Genomic DNA, 18,553 nt, shown 5'->3' with positions numbered 1-18,553 from the left:
CCCGCCTAGAACCTAGACCTGCTACTGGCTCGTGCTCACGTCGCCAAGCGCCGTCCATTCCTTGATCGCCGTGCTGAAGGCTGCCGTGCCCGTCGGACCCTTCTGCATGGTGATCAGCGCGCGGCGGCCGTTGCGGTAGGTGATCGGAATATCGATCCAGTCTCGCGTCGCAAGCAGGTCGAGGTTCGCCTTGCGGGCATCCGGATAGTCATTCAGTGCGATCATATGGAAATCGTCGGTGATCTTGGCTGGCACGGCAATCAGCGGGTCGCCGCGATCCTGCTCCGTGCGCTTCATCGAAATGCGCTGAACGCTGTCAATGCTGCCGCCTTCGAAATTCGGCGGAAGCGAGAAGACGACCTCGACGAGATGGCTTGCCGGAAGCGACGGGTCGGAGTTGCGCTTGAAGGTCACGAGAGCCGAAAGATTGCGCTCCGGCACCGTCACATTGGCCTGCACCGTCGATTCCTGCTTACCGCCCTGGCCAGTTTCATGCTGGACGCTCCAGGCGACGCTCCCCTGGATCGCAGTCGGCGAACTCTGGCCGATTCGCTCCTCATAGAGGAACATCTTCTCAGCCGCGCCGGCAGGCACCTGCTGCTGCGGGGCAGCGGCAGGCCCGTTCGGTGTCAGCGTCTCGGCGGACGCGGCACCTGCCTGTGCGGGCGGAGCTGGCGCGGCGGATGCGACATTCTGCTCGGCGACCGATTTGCCTTCGGCGGTCGGCGTACCGGGTATGGCAGCCGGGCCGCTGTCGACTTCCCTGCCGTCTGCCATGAGGCGCTGGTTAAACTTGTTGCTGACCGAAGAGCCGTCATCGAGTGAGGCAACCTGCCTATCGTTTTCGTCAGGCTTGGCCGCTTCGGTATTGTTTGTCGAAGGGGCTGCTGGCGTCTGGTTCTGCGTAGCAGCGGGCTCGCTCTCGGCCGTCTTGGACGGAGCGGCGCTCACCAGATCGTCAACCATCGCGATCAGCTGGGCGCGGTTCATCCAGGCGGCATAGGCCCCGCCACCCAGCACCGCCAGTACGGCAATGATGGTAATGATCATGCTGAGACCGAGGCGCCGGCGCTTCGGTTCCATGCGGAAATTCTTGTTCTGCAGTTTGGCCGCGACGAGCTCGTCAATATCAGCGGCCGGTACGGAATCGTCGTCCTCCGCAACGACGCCGCGGCGATCGTAGCCCCGAAGCTCCTTTGCTTCCTGCCACTCCGCGCCCGGCACATCGGGAGCAGGCGCCGCAGGCTTGCCGTGGATCTCGGCGAACAGGTCCGAATCGTCGAAGTGGGCCGCCACTGGGGCCTTCTTGCTGGTGCCTGCCTCGATCGGCGGCAGATCGTCAAAGGCAGCAGCTTCCCAGGAAAAGCCCTCGTTTGCGGCCGGCATCTTCGCGGGCGGCGGCGGGTTTTGAAGACCTGCAATGGCTTCTTCGAAGGCGCGCGCGTGGTCATTGGCCGACTCGGCAGGCGGAACGCTTTCTGAGAAATTTCTGACCTCTTCAGTAGCCCATGCAATCTCGGCGTCTTTCGGGGGCTCGGCTGGGATTTCGGCAGCAGGTTCAGCCCAGACGGGATCGAAATGCGCAACCGTTTCCGCCTGCAGCGGTTCTTCGCGGCTGTGCTCGACGAACTCTTCCGGCTTCTCGAAGGAGACGAACGGTTCGACAAGGCGATTCGACGGATCGTATTCGCCGGCCGGACGGAGGGGTTCCGGTTCGACAGCCGGTTCGGGTTCGACGGCAGGCGCTTCTTCGAGATATTCCTCCGGCGGAGCTGCGTATTCCTCGACCGGCACTTCATCGTGATGGGATGCAGCCCATTCCTCGGGAGGGGCTGCTTCCGCTTCCACCGCAGCAGCAACTTCCTCGACCGGACGGTCCCATTCTTCTTCCGGCGCGGCCTCTTCCGCGGCCGCTATCGGTGCAGGTTCCTCGTAAGGTGCTGCGTAGGGGGCCGCCTCTTCCTGCGGCTCAGGCTGCGGCTCCTCGTGCCGGTGTTCGGCGGGTTCATCCGCGTCGGCCAGATGCTCTTCGGCGACTGGTTCCTCGGCAATCGGTTCCTCAGCAACCGGTTGTTCAGCAACCGGTTCTTCAGCCGGCTTCGGCACGGCCGCATATTCCGCCGGCAGCTCGGGCGCAGGCTCTTCATGGACAAGCGCTTCTGCTGCAGCAGCAGTGGCTGCCTCATCGTCCGGCAATGCCTCGGAGTGCTCGGCCTCCACCTCGCGGATAGCGGCATCGAGCTTATCGAGCTGGCGCTGCAGCATCGCTTCCGGCGGACGCGGCTTCATGTTTTCGAGCTGCCGCTGCACCGCGCCGCGGGCACGCTCGTAAACCTTCGCCCGCATCTCGGGGGTGTTCTCGGCCAGGCCGTCAACCGCCCGCCGGATAACTGCAATAAAATCAGCCATTAGTTACTTTTCTCGAGAGGCCCGGTTCTCGACCGGGCCAGGTGCCATAATGACCGCGACATTAATCCTCAAACGGATCAGTCACAAGTATGGTGTCATCGCGCTCAGGGCTTGTGGACAGAAGCGCGACGGGGGCGCCGATCAACTCCTCGACCTGGCGGACATATTTGATCGCCTGCGCAGGCAGATCGGCCCAGCTGCGGGCGCCGACAGTCGATTCCTTCCAGCCTTCCAGCGTGATATAGACCGGCTCCACCCGGGCCTGCGCCGCCTGGCTTGCCGGCAGATGGTCGATCTGCTCGCCATCGAGCATGTAGCCGACGCAGATCCTCAGTTCGTCGAGACCGTCAAGCACATCGAGCTTAGTCAGCGCGATGCCGGTGATGCCATTCGTGGCAACCGACTGGCGCACAAGTGCGGCATCGAACCAGCCGCAGCGGCGCTTGCGGCCCGTCACCGTACCGAATTCATGGCCCTTTTCGCCGAGGAACTGGCCGACCGAGTCGTTGAGTTCGGTCGGGAACGGACCTTCGCCGACGCGCGTCGTGTAAGCCTTGGTAATGCCGAGGATGTAGCCGAGCGAACCCGGCCCCATGCCCGAGCCAGCTGCGGCTTGCCCCGCGACGGTGTTGGACGAGGTCACGAAAGGATAGGTCCCGTGGTCGATATCGAGCAGGCTGCCCTGCGCGCCTTCGAAGAGGATGCGCGCGCCCTTACGGCGTTCCTTGTCGAGAAGCAGCCAGACCGTTTCGCGGAACGGAAGCACGCGATCCGCAATCGACGTCAGTTCCGTCATAATAGCCTCGTGGCTCACCTCTTCAACACCCAGGCCGCGGCGGAGCGCATTGTGATGCGTAAGAATGCGGTCGACCTTGCCCGGCAGCGCTTCCAGATCGGCGAGATCCATCACGCGGATTGCACGGCGGCCAACCTTGTCTTCATAAGCCGGGCCGATACCACGGCGCGTCGTGCCGATCTTCGTGCCGCTATTGGAGGCGGCATCTTCGCGGTAGGCATCGAGCTCGCGGTGCAGCGACAGGATGAGCGTCGCGTTGTCGGCGATGCGCAGGTTGTCAGGAGAAATCTTGACGCCCTGCTTTTCCAGCTTTTCGATCTCGGCGATCAAGGCATGCGGATCGACGACGACGCCGTTTCCGATCACCGCCATCTTGCCCGGGCGCACGACGCCGGAAGGCAGCAGCGATAGCTTGTAGCTCGTGCCGTCGATGACGAGCGTATGGCCGGCATTGTGTCCGCCCTGATAGCGCACAACGATATCCGCACGTTCCGAAAGCCAATCGACAATCTTGCCCTTGCCTTCGTCACCCCATTGCGAACCGACCACGACTACGTTCGTCATCCAACTCTTCCTGTTACCGGCGGATTATCCGCGCTCTGCTCAAACCCGCGCATCTATAAAGCTTTGTTTTTTGGAAAGCGACCCTGTTATCAGGGCGAATTGGGCTTTTTACGTGACAAATCAGCCTGCCGCGGGCTATTGCCCATGCATCGGCAGCTATCCGAACTGCTTTTTCGGAAGACGGAAGAATCATCCTTGCATATCACGGCCTATATTTGTCTCGTCATTGCGACGCTGTGCTGGGGCGGAAACACAGTTGCCGGGAAACTCGCGCTCGGCCATGTCAGCCCCATGACGCTGACTTTCTTGCGTTGGACGCTTGCGACCGCGCTCATCGCCGCAGTGTCGCTTCCACAGCTCAAGAGGGACTGGCCGATTGTCCGCAAGAAGCTGCCCCTGCTCCTTTTCTACGGCATGGTCGGCTATACGCTCTTCAACGCCATGCTTTACTCGGCTGTGAAATACACCACCGCCATCAACGTCGCGATCGAGCAGGCCGGCATCCCGATGCTCATCTTCCTGCTCAATCTGGTTTTCTTCCGCACCGGCGTTTCGGCGGCACAGGTCGCCGGCTTCGGCATGACGCTCGTCGGCGTTGCCTTGACCGCCGCGCACGGCGACCTCGCAACGCTGCTCAGGCTCAGCCTCAATCGCGGCGACGCCTTAATGCTGGTGGCGGTCGCAGCCTATTCGATCTACACGATCTTCCTGCGCTGGAAGCCGCCTGTTGACTGGCGCACGCTCATGGCGTTTCCCGCGCTTGCGGCGGCGCTGACGTCGCTGCCACTGCTGCTTTGGGAAAGTGCGGCGGGCAATGCGCAGCTTCCGGACGGCAAAGGCTGGATCATCACGTTCTACACCGCGATCTTCGCCTCGCTGGTTGCGCAGATCCTCTATATCAAAGGCGTGGAATGGATCGGCGCCAACCGGGCCGGGCTCTTCATCAATCTCGTCCCGGTTTTCGGCACGCTTCTATCCGTGCTGCTGCTCGGCGAGACGTTGCAGCTCTTCCATATCGTCTCGCTGGTGCTGACGCTGGGAGGCATTGCAATCGCTGAAAGGGGCCGTCCAAAGCTTTCGACCCAAACCGTCTCCGCTTCGCCTATGGACTAGCCGAGCTCCAGCGTCGTGACGCCATAGACATTCTTCAGCGGCATATGAGGGGCGGCGCCGCGATACATGCGCGCCGTCTCGAATACCGGTTCGAGACCCAGGCTTTCGGCCAGCGCGAGCGCTTCCCTGTTGGCGGCGGGGACATCGATGAACACCGGCTCGCCGCCGGCCTCCGGCAGTAATTCGGCAAGCAGCGCAGCTGCGGTCTCGGCATCGGCGGCAAAAAGCGGCCCGATCTTGTAGCCCTCATAGCAGCGGCGGATCGTGGCATAGCCGCGGATCTTGCCGCTCTTGCGCACGATCACGGTCTTGCGTCCGCGACGCCTCTTGCACCAGGCGGCAACGAACGCATTGCGCGGTTCAGTGAAAATCGAGGCGTCGTAACGGAACAGCCCGTCCAGCTTGTCGGAGACCGGATGCGCCAAGAGCGAAGACTGGGGCAACGTCTTCGGAACGCCGCCGTACCGCACCGTGGTATAGGCGGGTTCGAAGCCTGCCTTGCGATAATTCTCCTGCTGTGCGGGGACACCGTCGAGACCGATCGTGCGGTCTGCCGCGGACGCCACACCGGCCTTCCAGAGCGCCCTGCCGTAGCCTTTGCCCCGGAAATCTGGATGGACGATATAGAGGCCGAGAAACGCCAAGCCTTCGCCGTACTTCACCACCGAAATGGAGCCTACCGGGACTTCACCGACAGCACCAACGAAAAAGCCGGACGGGTCGGCCTCCTGGAAAGCGAGCGAATCGTCGAGTCCTGGATTCCACCCCTCTTGCCTTGCCCACTCGAGCACAAGCTCTAACTCACCCGGCCGCATCGCGCGAACCGCAAATTCCGAACTCATGCAACCTTCCCAAGCAAACCCTGCCTCAAGTTTGCAGGGGAGAATATCCAAAAACGCTAAAGCCTGAACCACAGCATCGCTGCTGGGCGCGAAGAAACATGTTCATTGCTGAAACGATCTGCATCGATCGTCATAAGGCACGACACGAAAATCTTCGCATCGCAATTATCATGAAGCAACGCCGTTGAAATCTCAAGAGAATTACTTCGTAGAAGCAGCAAAGCCTGAATGACAGCACCTCTTTGCCGGTACCGCAGATTGGTTCGCGTGGCCGCTTCTGGCCGTCCTAGCGCAAACGGAGTGAATTCTTTACTAATATAGCACTCCCAGCGATCAATTTGGTTGCAAGAGAAACCTGAAGCATGCTGTCTACAGTGGCGCATCTGCAACGAGTGAAAGCCTTGGCCACACAACCGTCCGGCCTCGACATGAAAACGCCGCCGCGGCGCCGCAAGCGCCGTGCAGCACTGTGGCTGATGCTCGCGCTTTCGATCTCGCTCGTTGCCGGCACGGTCCTGCTATCCAACGACATGCGCCATCTACGTGCCCTGACACCTTTGTTGGGCTACGATCTCAATCCGCAAAAGGTCCAGCAACCGCCGCCGCCGCTGGTAGAGGTTGCAACGCCTGCTCCACTGCAGTCGGTCAAGATCCCGCCGAGGCTGATCGATGTTCCGCAGCCCGAACTCGCCGGAAATTTCCTGCGGACCTGGCGGGTGTCCGGACCGGACATGTGTGAAACGTTGCGCAAGGCAGGCATAGAGATGACCTCATGGCGTGCCTCCGCCATGGGCAGCAGCGCCTATGAATGCTCTTTTCAAGAGGTCTACAAGGAAGATGGGGAGCGCCCGCTGAGTTCGGTGTTTCTAATCATTCGCGGAGATCGCAAAGGCGCGATTTCCAACATGCGCGCCAAGATCGTCGGGCCGGTGACGGATAGCGCGGGCCGGCTCGATCCGTCTTTCATGCGCGTTTTCGAAACGGTGCTCGCACAACCGCACTGGCCGGATTTTCATGATGCCTTGAGCGCGATCGGCGAGCTGAAGGATGTCAGGGCGGAAGGTTTTGGCGCAAGTGTAGTCTTCTCCCGCGAATTCAGCAGCGAGAACAGCTTCAACTTTATCTTGACGATCAAGGCAGCACCCGGTCCGCAGACGCGGACGAGGGCCTATTTTTCGACGGGACGCTGGATGCCCGCGCCGGACAAAGAGGTCTCGGAAGCACTGCCGCCAATCTTCCGCTAGTTAGAAATACGGCTCGAAGAAACGCCGCACGGCGTCGATCTCGTTCGGGCGGATGTCATGCCCGCCCTGGTGCCACTCTGTCCAGGTCGCCGCCCCCTGCCCGGCGAAATAGACGGCGAGCGCTTGGGTCAGCCCGACCGGAGAGATCGGATCACGTTCGCCCGCCGTGATCAGCACCTTGCGGCCTTCAAGCTCCGGATTCGGCTTCGGCTGGAACGGGATCAGCGGATGCATGAGCGCCGACGCATCAAACAACCCATTTTCGATCAGCACATTCGCGAGGATGTTCGCGCCGTTGGAAAAGCCGATGCCCAGGATGTGCGACGCGCCGTGATCGACCGTCATGTCCTTGACGAAAGCCGCCATCTTCCGCGTGGCCCTGGCAAGATCGTCCATGTCGTAGACGCCCTCGCCGGTGCGCTTGAAAAAGCGTGCCGCGCCGTGTTCCGAAACGTCGCCGCGGGGAGAGACGATCGTCGCATCGGGCAGCAGCCGCCGTCCGAAATCGAAGAACTGGTTTTCGTCGCCTCCGGTGCCGTGCAGCACGAAGAGGATAGGTTTTCCCGGTGCACCGGCGTACAGCCGATGCACATAGCTGTGGTCGTTCATCGGTCTGCCCCTTATGCTTCGAGCGGCGGCAAGTGCTGTTCGATCAGCTGCCGCAGATGCGCATGTTGCTGCGGCAGCTTCAGCGCCTCGCCGAGATGAGCCGTGTCTTCATCCCGGTCGAAGCCGGGTTCGTTGGTGGCGACCTCGAAGAGAATGCCGCCCGGCGTGCGGAAATAGATCGCCCAGAAATAATCGCGGTCGATAACCGGTGTCACCTGGTAGCCCGTATCCACGAGGGCCTTGCGGACTTCGAGCTGCTTCTCGCGGTTTTCGACGGCAAAGGCGACGTGGTGCACGGAGCCGGCACCCGGCAGCGCACGGGAAACATTCGGCATCGTTTCGAGATCGACCAGATGCGCGCCATTTCCGCCCGGCATCACCAAGCGCTTCACGCCGTCCTTCTCCTCCTGGACTTCATAGCCCATGAATTTCAGGAGTTCGGACGTCGCACCCTCATCGCGAAGGCGCATGGCAACGGAGTGGAAACCGCGGATGGCGTAATCCTCGCTGATGCCGCCATGCGTCCATGGCTGGCGGCCGTCGTCCCTGACCTCGACAAGCGCGAAGCCGTCGCCATCGGGACCCGCAAAGCTCAACCGCTTCTGGCCGAAGCTCTCGTCGGCCTTGAGACCGCCGGTGCCGACTTTGGCGAGCCGGTCGCTCCAGAAGCCGAGCGAACCCTCGGGAACGGAGAAGACGGTCGTGCCCACCTCGCCGGTGCCTGGACGGCCCTGCGCCATCTTGGGAAACGGGAAATAGGTCATGATTGAGCCCGGCGAACCGATCTCGTCGCCATAATAGAGATGATAGACGTCGGGCGCATCGAAGTTCACGGTCTTCTTGACGCGGCGCAGGCCGAGCGCGTTCGTGAAGAACTGATTATTTGTGCCAGCGTCCTCCGCCATCGATGTGACATGGTGCAGGCCCTTGATCTGGTTGAGCATGTCGAGACCCCTTTCTTGCCCGCGACGGCGAGCCTTTGATGGGTCATAGATGATCGCTTCGAGCGTTTTGGAATAGTCCGGGAGATCAAAACGCATTGTCTCCTTTTGTTGAACGCCGATCCGGAGGCGTTCAGAAAAAGCTAGATATCCTGCGGATTGGCAGGTAATTCCCAGTCGACGGGCGCACGGCCGTGAGACTGCAGAAAAGCGTTCGCCTTCGAAAAATGCCTGCATCCGAAAAAGCCGTTATGCGCCGAAAGCGGCGACGGATGCGGCGCTTTCAGGACAAGATGGCGGTAGGTGTCGACAAAAGCGGCCTTTCGTTGTGCATAGGAACCCCAGAGCATGAAGACGACGGACTCGCATTCCTCGTTGACCTTGCGGATCACCGCATCGGTGAAGCGCTCCCAGCCCTTGCCCTGATGCGATGCGGCCTGCGCCTCCTCGACGGTCAGAACGCTGTTCAGCAGCAACACGCCCTGCCGCGCCCAATGCTCCAGGAAGCCGTGCCGCGGCGGCTTGATGCCGAGATCGGTTTCCATCTCCTTGTAGATATTGACCAGCGAGGGCGGGATGCGCACGCCTGGGCGAACGCTGAAGCAGAGCCCATGCGCCTGCCCGAGACCGTGATAGGGGTCCTGCCCGAGAATGACGACCTTCACTTCGGCGAGCGGCGTGAGATCGAGCGCGCGAAAATACTCCGACCCCTTGGGGAAGATACGCTTGCCGCTCCGCTTCTGCACCAGCAGGAAATCCTTGAGCTGCTGCATGTAGGGACTGGAAAATTCAGACGCGAGCGCCGCCTTCCAGCTTTCTTCGAGCGCGATGGTCTGTTCGCTCATCGATCGTCCTCGTTCCACCGAAGGGTTGATGGATTTGCCTTGAAAAGGGAGGTGTAGAATATTTTAGTCACCTATCGCGGCCAAAATTTACGAAGTATCGTCAGACTGGTGATAATTCGCGCAGGAAAGCAAGCGTCAGCAAAGGCTTAACACGGATGAAATTTGGAACAAGCGGCCTGCGCGGCCTTTCCACCGATCTGAAAGGCCGGGCGTCGACTGTCTATGCGACAGCGTTCGGGCAGTATCTTCTTGAAAGCGGCCACGCAAAAGAAGGCGATCTCGTCCTGCTCGGCCGCGACTTCCGCGATTCCAGCCCTGCGATCGCTGAGACCTGTGCTCTCGCGCTGACCGGACTGGGCTTCAGGGTCGCCGACTGCGGCACCGTTCCGACACCGGCGCTCGCGCTCTACGGATCGCGCAACAAGGCCGCCAGCCTGATGATCACCGGCTCGCACATCCCGGCGGACCGCAACGGCATCAAATTCTACCGGCCCGATGGCGAGATCGATAAGGCGGACGAAGCGGCGATATCCGATCTTGCAGCCAAGCTCGACCGCCCCCTGCCCGAAGGCGTAATGGCAGGCAAAGCAGAAATTGAGGACAGGTCCGGCGAATGCGCCGAATCCTTCATGGCGCGTAACGCCGGCATCCTGCCTCCAAATGCCCTTTCCGGCCTGAAGATCGGCGTCTATCAGCACAGTACGGTTGCCCGCGACATGATGGTGCGGCTGCTGTCGCATTACGGAGCCGAAGCCATCGCGCTTGGACGGTCGGAGACATTCATCCCCGTGGATACCGAAGCCGTTTCGGCGGAAACTATCGCGTTCCTGAAGGATTGGGCACAGTCCCTGACACTTGATGCGCTCGTTTCGGCCGATGGCGACGGCGACCGGCCTTTGGCGGCGGACGAGACCGGCGCTCCGCTGCGCGGCGACCTGCTCGGGCTCATCGCTGCGAATTTTCTGAACGCCGGCACCGTCGTAACGCCCGTTACCTCCAACTCCGGCATCGAGACGGCCGGCTCTTTCAACGTCATCCGCACGCGTGTCGGCTCGCCCTTCGTCATCGCCGGCATGCAGGAGGCGATCTCCGCAGGCATGGACCGCGTGATGGGCTTTGAAGCCAATGGCGGCCTGCTGATCGGTTCGGATTTCGCCATCAACGGCAAGACGCTGGAGGCATTGCCGACACGCGACTGCTTCCTGCCGATCCTGGCGGTCCTTTCGCTGGCGGCGGCACAGAAGAAGCCGCTGTCTGCGATTGCCGGTTCCTACAAACTTCCGGTCGCGGCGGCCGACCGGCTGGAGAACTTCCCGGTCGAGACGAGCGCACGGCTGATGGCCTATTTGCGCGCCTCGCTGGAAAACCTCGCCGAATTCCTGAAGCCTATTGGCAAGCCCTTCACAGCAAGCGATATCGATGGCTTGCGCGTCACGCTGGCCGACAAGCGCATCATCCATTTCCGTCCCTCGGGCAACGCGCCGGAGATGCGCTGCTATGTCGAAGCGGAAACCGAACAGGCCGCGAGCCAGCTGCTTGACGCCGGACTGAACCGGATCACGCACTGGGCCGGACAGAATTGATTGAAGACAGAAGATTTGAGGAAACACACCCGATGACGCAAAAGATCGTTCCCGTGATCATGGCAGGAGGCAAGGGCACGCGCCTGTGGCCGCTGTCGCGCGCTGCCGCGCCCAAGCAATTCATCCAGTTCATCGGCGACAAGACGCTGTTCCAGGAAACGCTCGCCCGCGTCTCCGACCCGGCCCTCTACGAAGCGCCGATCGTGCTGACCAATGAGGAATTCCGCTTTCTCGTTGCCGAACAGGCCCGCGAACTCGATCATACGCTGAAGGCAATCCTGCTGGAGCCGGTGGCCCGCAACACCGCACCTGCCGTTGCCGCCGCTGCCGCCCTCGTTGCCGACCTTTTCGGCAAGGACGCGATCATGCATGTGCTCGGCTCGGACTATGAGATCGTCGCCGACGAGAGCTATTTCGACAGCGTGCGCATGGCACGGGAAACGGCCGCCAGCGGCAAGCTCGTGACGTTCGGCATCCAGCCGTCCGAACCAGCAACCGGTTACGGCTATATCGAAGGCGGCGAAAACCTTCCGACCGGCGCGCAGACAGTGAGGCGCTTCATCGAAAAGCCGCCTTCAGACAAGGCGAAAGACATGGTGGCTGCCGGCGGCTTCTACTGGAATTCCGGCATGTTCATGTTCCAGGTGTCTTCACTCCTGGCCGAGATGCGCAACTATGCCCCGGACGTCATGATAGCGGCAGGAGACGCCGTCGCGAAGGCCGCCCGCGATCTCGACTTCACCCGTCTCGACGCCAAATCCTTCGCAACGGCCCCCAACATCTCGATCGACTATGCGATCATGGAAAAGACGGCCAATGCCGCCGTCGTGCCCTCGCCCTTCAAGTGGTCGGATCTCGGCAGCTGGGATTCCGTCTGGAAAACCGGGACACGCGACCCGAACGGCAACGTCGCGACCGCCAACACGACGCTCGTCAACAGCCGCAACTCGCTGGTGATGAGCCACGGCGTGCATCTAGCCGTTCAGGGGATGGAGGATGTCGCGGTAATCGCCAGCGAAGATGCCGTCTATGTCGGGAAGCTGCAGGACAGCCAGAGCGTCGGCGACCTCGTCAAGACCCTCGCCGCCCTGCCCGCGACGTCGAAACTGACCGAGACCCATCCGACCTCGTACCGGCCTTGGGGCGGCTATACCTCGATCTTCAACGGCGACCGCTTCCAGGTGAAGCGCATCTTCGTGACACCCGGCAAGAAGCTGTCGCTGCAAAAGCATCACCACCGCTCGGAACACTGGATCGTCGTCAAGGGCACGGCCGAGGTGACGATCGGCGAGAATGTACAGATGCTGCGGGAAAACGAGTCGGTCTATATCCCGCTCGGCGAGGTGCACCGCCTGGCAAACCCGGGCAAGATCATGCTCGAACTGATCGAGGTGCAGACCGGCTCCTACCTCGGCGAGGACGATATCATCCGCATCGTCGACGAGTTTGGGCGCAGCTGAGAACTGGCGCTGTCTTGAATTTATAACGGTGCGCCTGTAACACGATCGCGTTTTGCCGCCGGTAGGCCGCGATCGTTTTCATGAAGGTTATCCTATGCGCATTGTTATGATTGGTTCGGGCTATGTCGGTCTCGTCTCGGGTGCCTGCCTTGCGGATTTCGGCCACCACATCACCTGCGTCGATAAATCCGAAGCGAAGATCGATGCCCTTGAGCGCGGTGAAGTGCCGATCTTCGAGCCGGGCCTCGATGCCATCATCGAACATAACCGGGCCGCCGGTCGCCTCGATTTCTCCAAAGACCTCGCTGCACCGGTCGCAGACGCCGATGTCGTTTTCATCGCAGTCGGCACGCCGTCGCGCCGCGGCGACGGCCATGCCGACCTGAGTTACGTCTATGCTGCAGCACGCGAGATTGCCGCCGCCGTCAGCGGCTTCACGGTCGTCGTGACGAAATCCACTGTTCCCGTCGGCACCGGCGATGAGATCGAGCGCATCTTCCGCGAGGAGTTCCCCGGCAAGGATATCGCCGTCGTCTCCAACCCGGAATTCCTCCGCGAAGGTGCTGCCATCACCGATTTCAAGCGCCCCGACCGCATTGTCATCGGCACGGAAGATGCACGCGCCACGGAAGTGATGCGCGAAGTCTACCGGCCGCTTTACCTCAACGAAGCACCGCTTTATTTCTGCGAGCGCCGCACGTCGGAGCTGATCAAGTACGCCGCCAACGCCTTCCTCGCCATGAAGATCACCTTCATCAACGAAATCGCCGATCTTTGCGAGCAGATCGGCGCGGACGTGCAGAAGGTTGCCAAGGGCATCGGTATGGACAAACGCATCGGCGACAAGTTCCTGCATGCGGGTCCCGGCTATGGCGGCTCGTGCTTTCCGAAGGACACGCTGGCGCTCGTCAAGACCGCCCAGGATTATGACAGCCCGATGCGCCTCATCGAAACGACGGTGGCGATCAACGACAACCGCAAGCGGGCCATGGGCCGCAAGGTAATCGCCGCCTGCGGCGGCAGCGTGCGCGGCAAGAAGATCGCCGTGCTCGGCCTGACCTTCAAGCCGAACACCGACGACATGCGCGATGCGCCGTCGATCACCATTATCCAGGCATTGCTCGACGGCGGCGCCACCGTTCACGCCTACGATCCAGAAGGCATGGAAGCGGCCAAGGAAATGCTTGGCCCTGTCACTTACGGCACGGACCCTTATGAAATCGCCGAAGGCGCCGACGCCATCGTGCTCGTTACCGAATGGGATGAATTCCGTGCGCTCGACTTCAAGCGCCTGAAGACCACGATGAAGAATCCCGTGGTCGTGGACTTGCGAAATGTCTATCCTGTCACCGAAATCACGCGTCACGGCTTCAGCCACTTCGCCGTCGGTAAGAAGACGGAGAAGAGATAGAAATGCATTACTTCATAACAGGCACCGCAGGCTTCATCGGCTTTCACCTCGCGCGGCGCCTGTTGCAGGATGGGCATCGGGTTACCGGTTTCGACGGCCTGACCCCGTATTACAACGTCAAGCTCAAGCACATGCGGCATGCGGCTCTGGCCCAGTTCCCCACCTTCAAGCCGGTGGTCGCCATGCTTGAAGATCAGAAGGCGCTGGAGGACGCGGTCAGCCAGGCAAAGCCGGACGTCCTGATCCACCTCGCGGCCCAGGCCGGCGTCCGCTACAGTCTCGAAAATCCTCGCGCCTATCTGAGCTCGAACGTCGAAGGCTCGTGGAATATCCTGGAAACCGCGGAGCGCCATAAGGTGCAGCATCTAATGCTGGCCTCGACCTCTTCGATCTATGGTGCGAATCCCTCCGTTCCCTTCCATGAGACCGACAGGGCCGACGAACCCCTGACGGTCTACGCCGCGACCAAGAAGTCGATGGAGCTGATGGCGCACAGTTATGCGCATCTATACAAGGTGCCGACGACCGCCTTCCGTTTCTTCACCGTCTATGGTCCCTGGGGCCGCCCGGACATGGCGCTCTTCAAGTTCGTGAAGAGCATGCTGGAAGACCAGCCGATCGAAATCTACGGCGAAGGCAAGATGAGCCGCGATTTCACCTATATCGACGACCTCGTCGAGTCGATCGTGCGACTTTCCACGATCACGCCCTCGGAGGAAAACCGCGTCGCCGACGAGAAGGTCGAGACGCTCTCCCGCCAGGCCCCGTTCCGCATCGTCAATATCGGCGGCGGTCAGCCGGTCAGCCTCATGGACTTCGTGGAGACCGTGGAGAGAGCGCTCGGCCAGCCGGCGCAGCGCAAGATGCTGCCGATGCAGAAGGGTGACGTGCCGCGCACCTTCGCAAGCCCGGACCTGCTTGTCGCCCTGACGGGATACAAACCGGACACGACGCTCGAAACCGGCATCAGAGCTTTTGTCGAATGGTATCTGGAAGCCCGCCGGGAGCTGGAATCGTAACCCCCAGCGTTCGTCCGCCCGCACCCGATTTGACCGGAATTCGGCCAGTCGGCGAAATGAGCTTGCCGATCTCCGCAGCTGGCATCGGATAGCCGAGTGCATAACCCTGCAGCATGTCGCAGCCGAGCTGCGTCAACGCTTCAGCGTGGCCCTCCGTTTCAACGCCTTCCGCGATCACGCCGACATTGAGCGCCTTGGCGATGTCGATGATGGAACTGACGACACGGTGTTGTTCCTCGGATTCGACGATGTCGGTCACCAACTGCCGGTCGAGTTTCAAGCGTGTTGGGCGCAGCTTTGCTAACCCGATTAGTGAGGCGTGCCCCGAGCCGAAATCATCGATCTCGATATCGATGCCCATCTGTTTGATCTGATCGATATTGCTCAGCAGCCTCTCATCGGGATCGTCGAGAAAGATCGTCTCCACCAGCTCGAAAGCGAATTCGCTAGGAGGAACCTCCATCGCCCGGAGGCCATCGAGCAGCGCCGGATCGAACAGCCGCGCGCTGGAAATGTTGACCGCTATGCGCGGAACAGCGGCGCCCCGATCCTGCCAATGGCGGCGATCATCCAGCGCCTTCCTGAGGATTGTTTCGTCGATGTCTGCCGAAAGTCCACTTTCTTCCGCAATCTTCAGGAACGCAGCAGGCGACAGCAAGCCTCTTTCCGGATGAAGCCAGCGGGCAAGCGCTTCGAGGCCGGAAATCGCGCGCGTCCTGGCGTCATATTGCACTTGGTAATAAGGGACGATCTCTCCGCGCTCCAGGCCGCGCTTCAGCTCTTCGGCGAGGCGCCGTTTGCCGAGCAGCTCGTCCTGCAACTGCCGGGTAAAGAATTCGATGCGGTTCAAGCCGAGTTTCTTCGCCTGATAAAGCGCAAGATCGGACTCGGCGAACAGATTGCGCGTCCGCCGGCCGGTGTTCCATGATATGCCGATTGACGTGCCGGACTGCAGCAGTTCCTGGCCGAACCGGATCTTCTTGCGCAGCCGCTGCTGCACATCCGCCGCAATGCGGGTGAGTTCTTCGACACCTGCGAAATTCCAGAGCAGAACGACGAATTCATCGCCGCCAACCCGCGCGACGAGGCTGCTTCCCGGAACGGCGGCCGTAATCCGCAGCGCTGCCGCGCGCAGAACGGCGTCGCCTGCAGCGTGGCCATAGCTGTCGTTGATCTGCTTGAACTGGTCTAGGCCAAGGTGAAGGATGGCAAGCGTCGAGTTCGACTTATCGGCATGCAGTTCGGTAAACCGCCTGTCGAACAGGCGGCGGTTGGGCAGCCCGGTCAAATAATCGTGCTCGGCCGCATATTCGATGCGCGCGTTGCTTTCTTCAAGCGCCCTTGCCCGCGCCTCGGCGACCTGTCGTTGGCTCTTCAGCTCGGCGTTCAACATGACGTCCGCCGTGACGTCCCACTCAGCGCCGATGAACGAGGGAGCGCCCTCCTCGCTGACGTAGAAATGCGCCCGCGAGCGCAAATGCCGGATTTCGCCGCTTGGCAGGATGATGCGAAATTCGGAATTGTAGGCACCGCGCCGGGCGACCGCCTCCTCGAATTCCTGCACTGCGCGTTGCCGGTCGTCCGGATGGATCGCATCGCACCAAATCGATGTCGGAACGACACACATGGTCTCGCCCGTTTGATAGAGCCGATGCATCTGCGCATCCCACAGGATCTGGTTGGTGCGCACATTATGCTCCCAAACGCCGATCTGCGACGCGTCGAGCGCAAGCTCGAGGCGCCTTAACAGATTCTGGAATTCCTGTTCCGACCGGGTCGGTGTTTTTTTCGGCAATTCGGTGTCTCAGTCTTGAGCAGATGCGAGAAGTTATAATACCGTCTCAAACCCACATTAACGAAGCCTTTTACGAATTCCCGAACTAGTTACGAGGTGAACCCTTTCTTACTTCCGTAGGGAGTGTCCCCTAATGGTTGTGACGTGGCGGAACCTTTGCAATCTGGCGGAAGTCTGCCGCCCCTTCAAGCACGGCCCCTTCCGAAAGCTGATTGACCGACCGGCGGTATATTCGCTGCCACGGCGTGGCATCGGCCGGCACCGGCGGAATCCCATCACCTTTCCGGCGTTCGATCTCTGCGTCGTCGACCAGCATGTCGCAGCGGCCGTGATTGAAATCGATCCGGATGATGTCGCCGGAGCGAAGCCAGGCGAGACCGCCGCCCGCGGCGCTTTCCGGCGAGGCGTTGAGGATCGAAGGACTGTCCGCCGTGCCGGACTGGCGGCCGTCGCCGATCGTCGGCAGGCTACTGATGCCGCGTTTGAGGAGGTGGTCCGGCGGCTGCATGTTGACGACCTCGGCTGACCCCGGCCAGCCGATCGGTCCCGCCCCGCGGATAACGAGAATGGTATTCTCATCGATACCGAGCGAAGGATCGTTGATGCGCTTGTGATAGTCCTCCGAGCCGTCGAAGACGACAGCCTTCCCCTGGAATACGCCCTCGCGCCCGGCCTCCTGAAGATAACGCGCGCGGAACTCGTCCGAGACCACGCTCATCTTCATGATCGCGAAATCGAAGAGGTTGCCCTTAAGAACGAGGAAGCCCGCCCGCTCCTTGAGAGGTTTCGCAAACGGCCGGATGACCTCGCGGTCGCTCGCCTCCCGGCCTTCCAGATTCTCGGCCATGGTCCGGCCTGTCACCGTGCGACAGTTGCCGTCGAGCTTACCGACCTGCAGCAACTCCCACATGATAGCCGGCGTGCCGCCTGCCCTGTGATAACGCTCGCCGAGATAGGCGCCAGCCGGCTGCACATTCGCAAGCAGCGGGATATCGAAACCATGGACTTGCCAGTCCTCGGGGTGGAGCTCGACACCCGCATGTTTCGCCATTGCCGCGAGATGCGGCTGCGCATTGGTCGAACCGCCGATCGCCGAATTGGTACGGATGGCGTTGAGGAAAGCCTCGCGCGTCAGGATGTCCGACGGCCTCAGGTCCTCGAACACAATCTCGACGGCGCGCCGCCCGGTGCGGTAGGCCATCTGGCCGCGCTCCCGGTAAGCAGCCGGAATGGCGCCGCATCCCGTCAGCGAAAGGCCGAGCGCTTCGGCCAGCGCGTTCATCGTCGAGGCCGTGCCCATCGTATTGCAGTGGCCGACGGACGGTGCGGAATCGAGCGCTGCCTGAAGGAACTCTTCCCTGTCGATTTCGCCGGCACCGTATTTGCGCCGCATGCGCCAGATCACGGTTCCGGAGCCCGCCAGTTCGCCCTCGTGCCAGCCGTCAAGCATCGGCCCGCCGGAAAGAACGATCGCCGGGATATCCACGGTCGACGCCGCCATGATTGCCGAAGGCGTGGTCTTGTCGCAGCCGGTCGTCAGCACGACGCCGTCGAGCGGATAGCCGTAGAGGATTTCGACAAGCCCGAGATAGGCGAGATTGCGGTCGAGCGCCGCCGTCGGACGCTTGCAGTTCTCGAAGATCGGATGCGTTGGAAACTCGATCGGAATGCCGCCCGCATCACGGATGCCGTCGCGCACGCGCTTGGCAAGCTCGACATGCACCCTGTTGCAGGGCGTGAGATCACTGCCGCTCTGGGCGATGCCGATGACCGGCTTGCCGGAGCGCAGCTCTTCCGGCGTGATGCCGTAGTTCATAAAGCGCTCGAGATAGAGCGCCGTCATATCAATATGATCGGGATTGTCGAACCAGTCCTGCGAACGTAGGCGGCGCTTCGGTGGCTTGTTCTCTGTCATGTTGTCC

The 18,553-nt window shown here is 61.4% G+C and carries 14 protein-coding genes; 6 read left to right on the top strand and 8 right to left on the bottom strand.

All coding sequences use genetic code 11. The features are described 5' to 3' along the window. Positions 1 to 21 precede the first annotated feature (21 nt). Both ACZ9BX_RS00690 and ACZ9BX_RS00685 read right to left on the bottom strand, forming a co-directional pair. The gene (locus ACZ9BX_RS00690; RefSeq protein ID WP_476215000.1) at positions 22 to 2,409 is read right to left on the bottom strand and encodes a hypothetical protein; all 2,388 of its coding nucleotides are present in this window, start codon (positions 2,407 to 2,409) and stop codon (positions 22 to 24) included. Between the two features lie 61 nt (positions 2,410 to 2,470). Next, on the bottom strand, positions 2,471 to 3,769 hold the full coding sequence (locus tag ACZ9BX_RS00685) for an adenylosuccinate synthase (protein ID WP_132564194.1): 1,299 nt from the start codon (positions 3,767 to 3,769) through the stop codon (positions 2,471 to 2,473). Positions 3,770 to 3,964: 195 nt separating this feature from the next. Between ACZ9BX_RS00685 and ACZ9BX_RS00680 the strand changes: the two genes are divergently transcribed. Then, positions 3,965 to 4,882, top strand: a complete 918-nt coding sequence (locus ACZ9BX_RS00680) for a DMT family transporter (RefSeq protein ID WP_476214998.1) — start codon at positions 3,965 to 3,967, stop codon at positions 4,880 to 4,882. Here ACZ9BX_RS00680 and ACZ9BX_RS00675 read toward each other — a convergent pair. Beyond that, positions 4,879 to 5,724 (bottom strand): GNAT family N-acetyltransferase, encoded by an 846-nt coding sequence (locus tag ACZ9BX_RS00675; protein WP_476214996.1) that lies wholly within the window; start codon positions 5,722 to 5,724, stop codon positions 4,879 to 4,881. The two genes, ACZ9BX_RS00680 and ACZ9BX_RS00675, sit on opposite strands and share 4 nt — an antisense overlap. Positions 5,725 to 6,125: 401 nt before the next feature. Between ACZ9BX_RS00675 and ACZ9BX_RS00670 the strand changes: the two genes are divergently transcribed. Then, entirely contained in the window at positions 6,126 to 6,968 is an 843-nt protein-coding gene (locus ACZ9BX_RS00670) for a DUF6030 family protein (protein ID WP_476214994.1), read from the top strand. Here ACZ9BX_RS00670 and ACZ9BX_RS00665 read toward each other — a convergent pair whose 3' ends face one another. From ACZ9BX_RS00665 to ung, 3 genes are all read right to left on the bottom strand, one after another. Further along, the gene (locus tag ACZ9BX_RS00665; RefSeq protein WP_086998224.1) at positions 6,969 to 7,577 is read right to left on the bottom strand and encodes an alpha/beta hydrolase; all 609 of its coding nucleotides are present in this window, start codon (positions 7,575 to 7,577) and stop codon (positions 6,969 to 6,971) included. 11 nt (positions 7,578 to 7,588) lie between these two features. Next, positions 7,589 to 8,521: a VOC family protein gene (locus tag ACZ9BX_RS00660; RefSeq protein WP_476219859.1), complete on the bottom strand. Its 933-nt coding sequence runs from the start codon at positions 8,519 to 8,521 to the stop codon at positions 7,589 to 7,591. A gap of 140 nt (positions 8,522 to 8,661) precedes the next feature. Further along, a complete protein-coding gene (ung, locus tag ACZ9BX_RS00655; protein WP_086998221.1) occupies positions 8,662 to 9,363 on the bottom strand; it encodes a uracil-DNA glycosylase in 702 nt (233 codons plus the stop codon). Between the two features lie 155 nt (positions 9,364 to 9,518). On the opposite strand from ung, the gene ACZ9BX_RS00650 reads away from it, so the two are divergent. The 4 genes from ACZ9BX_RS00650 to ACZ9BX_RS00635 all read left to right on the top strand — a co-directional run bounded on the left by ACZ9BX_RS00650 (position 9,519) and on the right by ACZ9BX_RS00635 (position 14,836). After that, positions 9,519 to 10,946 (top strand): phosphomannomutase, encoded by a 1,428-nt coding sequence (locus ACZ9BX_RS00650; protein ID WP_476214991.1) that lies wholly within the window; start codon positions 9,519 to 9,521, stop codon positions 10,944 to 10,946. 32 nt (positions 10,947 to 10,978) lie between these two features. Further along, positions 10,979 to 12,406: a mannose-1-phosphate guanylyltransferase/mannose-6-phosphate isomerase gene (locus ACZ9BX_RS00645; protein ID WP_476214989.1), complete on the top strand. Its 1,428-nt coding sequence runs from the start codon at positions 10,979 to 10,981 to the stop codon at positions 12,404 to 12,406. A 94-nt stretch (positions 12,407 to 12,500) separates the two neighbouring features. Beyond that, the gene (locus ACZ9BX_RS00640; RefSeq protein WP_476214987.1) at positions 12,501 to 13,817 is read left to right on the top strand and encodes a UDP-glucose dehydrogenase family protein; all 1,317 of its coding nucleotides are present in this window, start codon (positions 12,501 to 12,503) and stop codon (positions 13,815 to 13,817) included. A 2-nt stretch (positions 13,818 to 13,819) separates the two neighbouring features. Continuing rightward, positions 13,820 to 14,836, top strand: a complete 1,017-nt coding sequence (locus ACZ9BX_RS00635; RefSeq protein WP_476214985.1) for an NAD-dependent epimerase — start codon at positions 13,820 to 13,822, stop codon at positions 14,834 to 14,836. Here ACZ9BX_RS00635 and ACZ9BX_RS00630 read toward each other — a convergent pair. Next, positions 14,784 to 16,631, bottom strand: coding sequence for a putative bifunctional diguanylate cyclase/phosphodiesterase (locus tag ACZ9BX_RS00630; protein WP_476214983.1), 1,848 nt, complete (start codon positions 16,629 to 16,631; stop codon positions 14,784 to 14,786). The genes ACZ9BX_RS00635 and ACZ9BX_RS00630 overlap by 53 nt on opposite strands. A gap of 130 nt (positions 16,632 to 16,761) precedes the next feature. Next, a complete protein-coding gene (locus ACZ9BX_RS00625; protein ID WP_476214981.1) occupies positions 16,762 to 18,546 on the bottom strand; it encodes an IlvD/Edd family dehydratase in 1,785 nt (594 codons plus the stop codon). Positions 18,547 to 18,553 lie beyond the last annotated feature (7 nt).

The sequence above is a fragment of the Rhizobium sp. USDA 3886 genome (assembly GCF_056279785.1).
This window is presented reverse-complemented; position numbering and strand designations above follow the sequence as displayed.

Excerpts from the sequence above, each read along its gene's own strand:
- ACZ9BX_RS00690 (WP_476215000.1), bottom strand. The coding sequence starts at position 2,409 with ATGGCTGATTTTATTGCAGTTATCCGGCGGGCGGTTGACGGCCTGGCC.
- ACZ9BX_RS00685 (WP_132564194.1), bottom strand. The coding sequence starts at position 3,769 with ATGACGAACGTAGTCGTGGTCGGTTCGCAATGGGGTGACGAAGGCAAG.
- ACZ9BX_RS00675 (WP_476214996.1), bottom strand. The coding sequence starts at position 5,724 with ATGAGTTCGGAATTTGCGGTTCGCGCGATGCGGCCGGGTGAGTTAGAG.
- ACZ9BX_RS00665 (WP_086998224.1), bottom strand. The coding sequence starts at position 7,577 with ATGAACGACCACAGCTATGTGCATCGGCTGTACGCCGGTGCACCGGGA.
- ACZ9BX_RS00660 (WP_476219859.1), bottom strand. The coding sequence starts at position 8,521 with ATGCTCAACCAGATCAAGGGCCTGCACCATGTCACATCGATGGCGGAG.
- ung (WP_086998221.1), bottom strand. The coding sequence starts at position 9,363 with ATGAGCGAACAGACCATCGCGCTCGAAGAAAGCTGGAAGGCGGCGCTC.
- ACZ9BX_RS00650 (WP_476214991.1), top strand. The coding sequence starts at position 9,519 with ATGAAATTTGGAACAAGCGGCCTGCGCGGCCTTTCCACCGATCTGAAA.
- ACZ9BX_RS00645 (WP_476214989.1), top strand. The coding sequence starts at position 10,979 with ATGACGCAAAAGATCGTTCCCGTGATCATGGCAGGAGGCAAGGGCACG.
- ACZ9BX_RS00640 (WP_476214987.1), top strand. The coding sequence starts at position 12,501 with ATGCGCATTGTTATGATTGGTTCGGGCTATGTCGGTCTCGTCTCGGGT.
- ACZ9BX_RS00635 (WP_476214985.1), top strand. The coding sequence starts at position 13,820 with ATGCATTACTTCATAACAGGCACCGCAGGCTTCATCGGCTTTCACCTC.
- ACZ9BX_RS00625 (WP_476214981.1), bottom strand. The coding sequence starts at position 18,546 with ATGACAGAGAACAAGCCACCGAAGCGCCGCCTACGTTCGCAGGACTGG.